Annotated in this window: 5 protein-coding genes; 4 read left to right on the forward strand and 1 reads right to left on the reverse strand. The window is 69.8% G+C overall.

Features of this window, described 5'->3' with window-relative positions:
• Together hrpB and AS93_RS0115795 are read left to right on the forward strand one after the other, a co-directional pair.
• Window positions 1-2330 (forward strand): ATP-dependent helicase HrpB (hrpB, locus tag AS93_RS0115790; protein ID WP_027591511.1); only part of this gene is annotated, 2330 nt, incomplete at its 5' end.
• A gap of 304 nt (window positions 2331-2634) precedes the next feature.
• Window positions 2635-3456 (forward strand): SDR family oxidoreductase, encoded by an 822-nt coding sequence (locus AS93_RS0115795; RefSeq protein ID WP_027591512.1) that lies wholly within the window; start codon window positions 2635-2637, stop codon window positions 3454-3456.
• A gap of 6 nt (window positions 3457-3462) precedes the next feature.
• Here AS93_RS0115795 and AS93_RS0115800 read toward each other — a convergent pair whose 3' ends face one another.
• Window positions 3463-4125 carry a hypothetical protein gene (locus AS93_RS0115800; protein ID WP_027591513.1) on the reverse strand — a complete coding sequence of 221 codons (663 nt, stop codon included), beginning with the start codon at window positions 4123-4125 and terminating at the stop codon, window positions 3463-3465.
• Window positions 4126-4323: 198 nt separating this feature from the next.
• Here AS93_RS0115800 and AS93_RS0115805 point away from each other — a divergent pair, with 198 nt between their 5' ends.
• A complete protein-coding gene (locus tag AS93_RS0115805) occupies window positions 4324-4794 on the forward strand; it encodes an NYN domain-containing protein (RefSeq protein WP_027591514.1) in 471 nt (156 codons plus the stop codon).
• Between the two features lie 37 nt (window positions 4795-4831).
• A complete protein-coding gene (locus AS93_RS0115810; RefSeq protein ID WP_027591515.1) occupies window positions 4832-6160 on the forward strand; it encodes a DEAD/DEAH box helicase in 1329 nt (442 codons plus the stop codon).
• Window positions 6161-6290: the final 130 nt, after the last annotated feature.

Below are 6290 nucleotides of genomic sequence, written 5' to 3' on the forward strand. Positions count from 1 at the left end.
CCGCGCGTGCCGCCGCCGAGCGGCTGGCCAGCGAGCTCGGCGAGGCGGTCGGCGACACCGTCGGCTACCGCATCCGCCTGGACAGCAAGGTCGGCCCGAACACGCGCATCGAGGTGGTCACCGAGGGCATCCTCACCCGGCGCCTGCAGGCCGACCCGGCGCTGGAGGGCGTCGGCCTGGTGATCTTCGACGAATTCCACGAGCGCAGCCTGGACGCCGACCTGGCCCTGGCGCTGTGCCTGAACGGCCGCGCGCTGCTGCGCGACACGCCGCTCAAGCTGCTGGTGATGTCCGCAACCCTGGAAGGCGAGCGTCTGAGCGCGCTGCTCGATGACGCCCCGGTGGTGCGCAGCGAAGGACGCATGTTCCCGGTGGACGTGCGCTGGGGCCGGCCGAGCCAGCCCGGCGAGTTCATCGAGCCGCGCGTGGTTAACACGGTCTTGCAGGCCCTCGATGAGGAGCCGGGCAGCCTGCTGTTGTTTCTGCCCGGCCAGGCGGAGATCCGCCGCGTGCACGAGCAGCTCGCCGAACAACTGGGTCGACGCGACGACATCCTGCTCTGCCCGCTGCACGGCGAGCTGGAGCTGAACGCCCAGCGCGCGGCCATCGAGCCGGCGCCGGCGGGGAAACGAAAAATCGTGCTGGCGACCAACATCGCCGAAACCAGCCTGACCATCGATGGCGTGCGCGTGGTGATCGATGCCGGCCTGGCGCGGGTGCCGCGCTTCGACCCCGGCAGCGGCATGACCCGTCTGGCCACCCAGCGCATCTCGCGGGCCAGCGCCACCCAGCGCGCCGGCCGCGCCGGGCGCCTGGAACCGGGCGTGTGCTACCGGCTGTGGAGCGAGACCCAGCACGACCAGCTCAACGCCTACGACAGCGCGGAGATCGTCCAGGCTGACCTGTCCAGCCTGGCCCTGCAACTGGCCCGTTGGGGCGTGACGCCGGACGAGCTGAGCTGGCTGGATGCGCCGCCGCCCGCCGCCTACGCCCAGGCCGGCGAGCTGCTGCGCCGCCTCGGCGCGCTGGATACGCGCGGTGTGCTGACCGCTCATGGCCAGGCGATGGCCGAGTTGCCGGCGCATCCGCGCATCGCCCACCTGCTGCTCAAGGGGCAGGCGCTGGGGCTGACCGCGCTGGCCTGCGAGCTGGCGGCATTGTTGGGTGAGCGCGACATCCTGCGCGGCGCCGGCGCCGACCTGCACAGTCGGCTGGCGCTGCTCTCCGGCGAGGCGCGCGGCGGCAGTCGCGGCGCGCTGCAGCGCATCCGCCAGCTGGCGCGGCAGTACCGCCAGCAACTGATCGGATCGGCCAGCGCGGCGGTGAGCGATCCCGAACATCCGCGCTGGCTCGGCGCGCTGCTGGCCTTCGCCTACCCGGACCGCGTCGCCCGCCAGCGCCGCGCCGAAGGCGGCGACTACCGGCTGGCCAACGGCCGCGCCGCGCAGTTCGGCGAGCCGGACGCGCTGATGAAGCACGAGTGGCTGGTGATCGCCGACCTGGGCAGTCGCCAGGGACAGCGCGAGGAACGCATCTACCTGGCCGCCGATCTCGATCCGGCGCTGTTCGACTCGGTGCTGGCCGAGCAGGTCAGCGTCCAGGAGGTGCTGGACTGGGACGAGCGCGAAGGCGTGCTGCGCGCCGAACGCCAGCGCCGGGTCGGCGAGCTGGTGCTCAGTCGCGAGCCGCTGGCGGCGCTGGACGAGGCTGCGCGCACCCGCGCGCTGGTCGAGCTGGTACGCCGCAAGGGCCTGGAGCTGCTGCCCTGGACCCCGGAGCTGCGCCAGTGGCAGGCGCGCGTGTTGCTGCTGCGCGGGCTGGACCTGGAACAGGGCAAGGCCGGCGACTGGCCGGACGTATCCGACGCGGCGCTGCTGGCCAGCCTGGAGGAGTGGCTCGGGCCTTACCTGGGCAAGGTCAGCCGCCTCAGTCATTTCGCCAACCTGGACCTGTCGTCGATCCTCCACAACCGGCTGCCCTGGCCGCTGCCGCAGCGCCTCGACGAGCTGGCGCCGAAGAGCCTGACGGTGCCGTCCGGCTCGCAGATCCGCATCGACTACAGCGAGTCGCCACCGGTGCTGGCGGTGCGCCTTCAGGAACTGTTCGGCCTGGCCGCAACGCCGCGTATCGCCGGTGGCCGGCTGGGCCTCAAGCTGCACCTGCTGTCGCCGGCACACCGTCCAGTACAGGTGACCCAGGACCTGGCCAGCTTCTGGGCCAACACCTACGCCGAGGTGAAGAAGGACCTCAAGGGCCGCTACCCGAAGCACTACTGGCCGGACGACCCGCTGATCGCCGAACCCACCGCCCGGGCCAAGCCGCGGCGCTAGATCCGACACGGACGTCGGGTGGTCCTTGGCCACCACCGCGCGGGACACCGCGCGCCTGCGGCGCGCACGGTGGCTCGGTGAAGCGTGAGCCACCCTACGTTCACGGCACCCCGCGTTGGGGCCGGTCGACGTAGGGTGGTCAACGTTGGTCCTTGGCCACCATCGCGCCGGAACGGCGCGCCTGCGGCGTGCACGAGGCGTGAGTCTGGTTCACGCCAGCAAAACCGTGCGGCGGGCCTGCAGGACCGGCTTGTTGCCTCCCTTGTCTATGCTGCTGGCAAGCCAACAGCAGAGGTGGCATGCCATGTACCGCAAGGTCTTCGCCAGCAAGGTGTTCGAGCGCAAGGTGGTGCTGGTCACCGGTGGCTGTTCGGGTATCGGCCGCGCGCTGGTGCTGCGTTTTGCCCAGGCCGGGGCGCGGCCGGTGATTCTCGACCTGCACCGCGAGGAGCTGGACAGCCTGGTGCTGCACCTGCGCGAACACCTGAACAGCGACGCCGTCGGCCGGGTCTGCGACGTGTCCGATCCGCAGGCGGTGGACCGCGTGATACAGGAAGTGATCGAGCAGTGCGGCGGCATCGACCTGCTCATCAACAACGCCGGCATCTCTCGGCGCAGTCGCTTCGTCGATACCCCGCGCGCGGTGTTCGAGCGGATCATGGCGGTCAACTACTTCGGCGCGCTGTACTGCACCCAGGCGGCGCTGCCCAGCCTGCTGGCGCGCCGGGGGCAGATCATCGTGCTCAGCTCGCTGTCCGGCTTCGTGCCGCTGCACCTGCGCAGCGCCTACAACGCCAGCAAGCACGCGCTGCACGGGCTGTTCGACACCCTGCGCCAGGAAGTGCGCGAGGCCGGCGTCAATGTGCTGCTGGTGTGCCCCGGCTTCACCGCCACCGACATGCATCGCAACGCCCTGGCCGGTGACGGCTCGGTGAACGCTCCGGCGCTCCTGGCGGTGGGCCGGGTGGCGTCGGCGCAGGACGTGGCCGAGGCGATCTTCCAGGGCGCGTTGCGCCGCCGCACGCAGCTGGTGATTTCCAATGTCGGCTGGCGCGGCCAGTTGCTGTCGCGCTGGTTTCCGCGCCTGTTCCAGCGCCTGGTGCTGTCGCGCACGGCGGGCAGCTGAAACGGCTCAGGGCGTGTCGGTGATCGGCCCGCTGACGGTGAGCATGAAGCCGCGATACAGCGCCACGACGACGAACAGCTGGGCGAAGCCGATCAGACTTTCCAGTAGCACCTGCGGCAGCAGGGCACCTTCGGCCAGCAGGCCGGACACGGAGGCTTCCAGTCCCCACAGCGGCAGCATGACCGCCATCATCACCGTGAAGAGGCGCCAGAACTGGCCGCGGGTCAGCGCCATGCTGTCGCCGAGCGCCGCCAGCGGCGTGAAGCCCTGCAGCACCACCAGGAAATCGGCGAAGGCCAGGCGCACCATCAGCCACAGGCCGGGCAGGATGAACAGCGAGGCGCCCAGCAGGGTCAGCAGGCTGCTCAGCGCGGTGAGCAGCGCCATCGACGGCCACAGGCGCAACGCCATGGCCAGCAGCGCCGCCGTGCCGGGTGTCAGGCCACGGCTGCGGGTGTCCAGGTAGAGAATCAGCGCGGCGCCGTAAATGGGGTAGAACAGCAGCCCGGCGAGCAGATCGGCCGAGCCCTGCCAGTCGCCCAGATGGGGCCCCAGCAGGTTGGCGGCCAGGCTTTCCAGCAGCAGCAGGGGCAGGCACAGCAGTGCGAGATGCGCGGCGTGGCGATGGAAGAAATACCAGGCGTCGCGCAGGAGGGTCAGCGCAGTCATCGGTCCGTACCGCAAACAACGGGGGCGACACTGTAGCTCACACGGGTTCAGGCACAAAATCCCGCAGAGCGTAGGGTGGTTGGCGCTTTTCCCGGCCGCTGATTGGGGACACAACCGTGGCTCCGGTGTAACGGCGACCAAGAAATACGTTGTCCGCCCTGCAGGGCGCATAATCGCCGCCTCAATCGGGAGATGCCTGTGAAGAAACTTGCCGTGTTCGTCGATGTGCAGAACCTGTATTACACGGTGCGCCAGGCCTATGGCCGGCACTTCGACTACGCCGTGTTCCTGCGCCAGCTGCAGGCGCACGGCGAGGTGGTCGAGGCCTATGCCTATGCCATCGACCGGGGCGACGCCAAGCAGCAGCAGTTCCAGCAGATCCTGCGCAACCTGGGCTTCACCGTGAAGCTCAAACCGTTCATCCAGCGCAGCGACGGCTCGGCCAAGGGCGACTGGGACGTGGGCATCACCATCGACGTGCTGGACGCCGCCAGTCGGGTGGACGAGGTGGTGCTGGCCTCCGGCGACGGCGATTTCGACCTGCTGCTCGACCGCCTGCGCGCCCTCGGCGTGGCCAGCTGCGTGTACGGCGTGCCGGCGCTCACCGCGCAATCGCTGATCCGCGCCGCCACGCGCTTCGTGCCGGTGGAGGGCGAGCTGTTGCTGTAGAATCCGCGCGCCTTTTCCACCGCGCCACGAGCCCACCATGACCTTCGCATCCCTCGGCCTGATCGATCCGCTGCTGCGGACCCTGGACGCCCTCGACTACCGCACGCCGACGCCGGTGCAGAAGGAAGCGATTCCCGCCGTGCTCAAGGGCCGCGACCTGCTCGCCGCCGCGCAGACTGGCACCGGCAAGACCGCCGGTTTCGCCCTGCCGCTGCTGCAGAAGCTGACCATGGAAGGCCCGAAGGTGGCGAGCAACTCGGTGCGCGCGCTGGTGCTGACGCCGACCCGCGAGCTGGCCGAACAGGTGCAGCAGAGCGTGCAGCGCTACGGCGAGAACCTGCCGCTGCGCAGCTACGCGGTATACGGCGGCGTAAGCATCAACCCGCAGATGATGGCGCTGCGCAAGGGCATCGACCTGCTGGTCGCCACGCCCGGCCGGCTGCTCGACCTGTACCGCCAGAACGCGGTGCGCTTCGAGCAGTTGCAGGTGCTGGTGCTCGACGAGGCCGACCGCATGCTCGACCTGGGCTTTGCCCGTGAGCTGGACGAACTGTTCGCCGCGCTGCCGAAGAAACGCCAGACCCTGCTGTTCTCGGCGACATTCTCCGACGCGATTCGCCAGCTGGCCGGCGAGCTGCTGCGCGACCCGCTGAACATCGAGGTGGCGCCGCGCAACACCGCCGCCAAGAGCGTCAAGCAGTGGCTGATCCCGGTGGACAAGAAGCGCAAGAGCGAGCTGTTCCTGCACCTGCTGGCCGAGCAGCGCTGGGGCCAGGTGCTGGTGTTCGCCAAGACCCGCAAGGGCGTCGATCAACTGGTGGAAGAAGTGCAGGCGGCGGGCTTTGCCGCCGACTCGATCCATGGCGACAAGCCGCAGCCGTCGCGCCTGCGCGCCCTGGAGCGCTTCAAGGCCGGCGAGGTGCAGATTCTGGTCGCTACCGACGTAGCGGCGCGCGGCCTGGACATCCACGACCTGCCGTTGGTGGTCAACCTGGACCTGCCGATCGTCGCCGAGGACTACGTGCACCGCATCGGCCGCACCGGCCGGGCCGGCGCCACGGGCGCGGCGATCTCGCTGGTGTGCGCCGACGAGGTCGATCAGCTGGCCGCCATCGAGAACCTGATCGGCCAGGTGCTGCCGCGCCGCGACGAGCCGGACTTCATCCCCGACCACCGCGTGCCGCAGACCGCCCTTGGCGGGCTGGTGCTGAAGAAACCCAAGAAGCCCAAGCAACCCAAGGCCGCGCCGGCCGGCAAGGGCAAGATCCACCTGGGCAACTGGTTCGACGCCAGCGAGAAGCCCGACGCCAAGCCGATCCGCAAGGCACCGAGCTTCGGCGGCAAGCCGGCGCGCAAGAAGCCCTGAACCAGGCGCGCCGTGCCGGCGCGATGGTGGACAAGGAAAGCGTTGTCCACCTTACGCAGGACCCTGAGCCGTCCGAGGACGTAGATACCGTCTTGCTCCCTACCGCGCAAGCGCCAGTTTGGGGTCGAAG

The sequence above is a fragment of the Pseudomonas sp. RL genome (assembly GCF_000647775.1).
In the GTDB taxonomy this organism is placed as follows: Bacteria; Pseudomonadota; Gammaproteobacteria; order Pseudomonadales; family Pseudomonadaceae; genus Serpens; species Serpens flexibilis.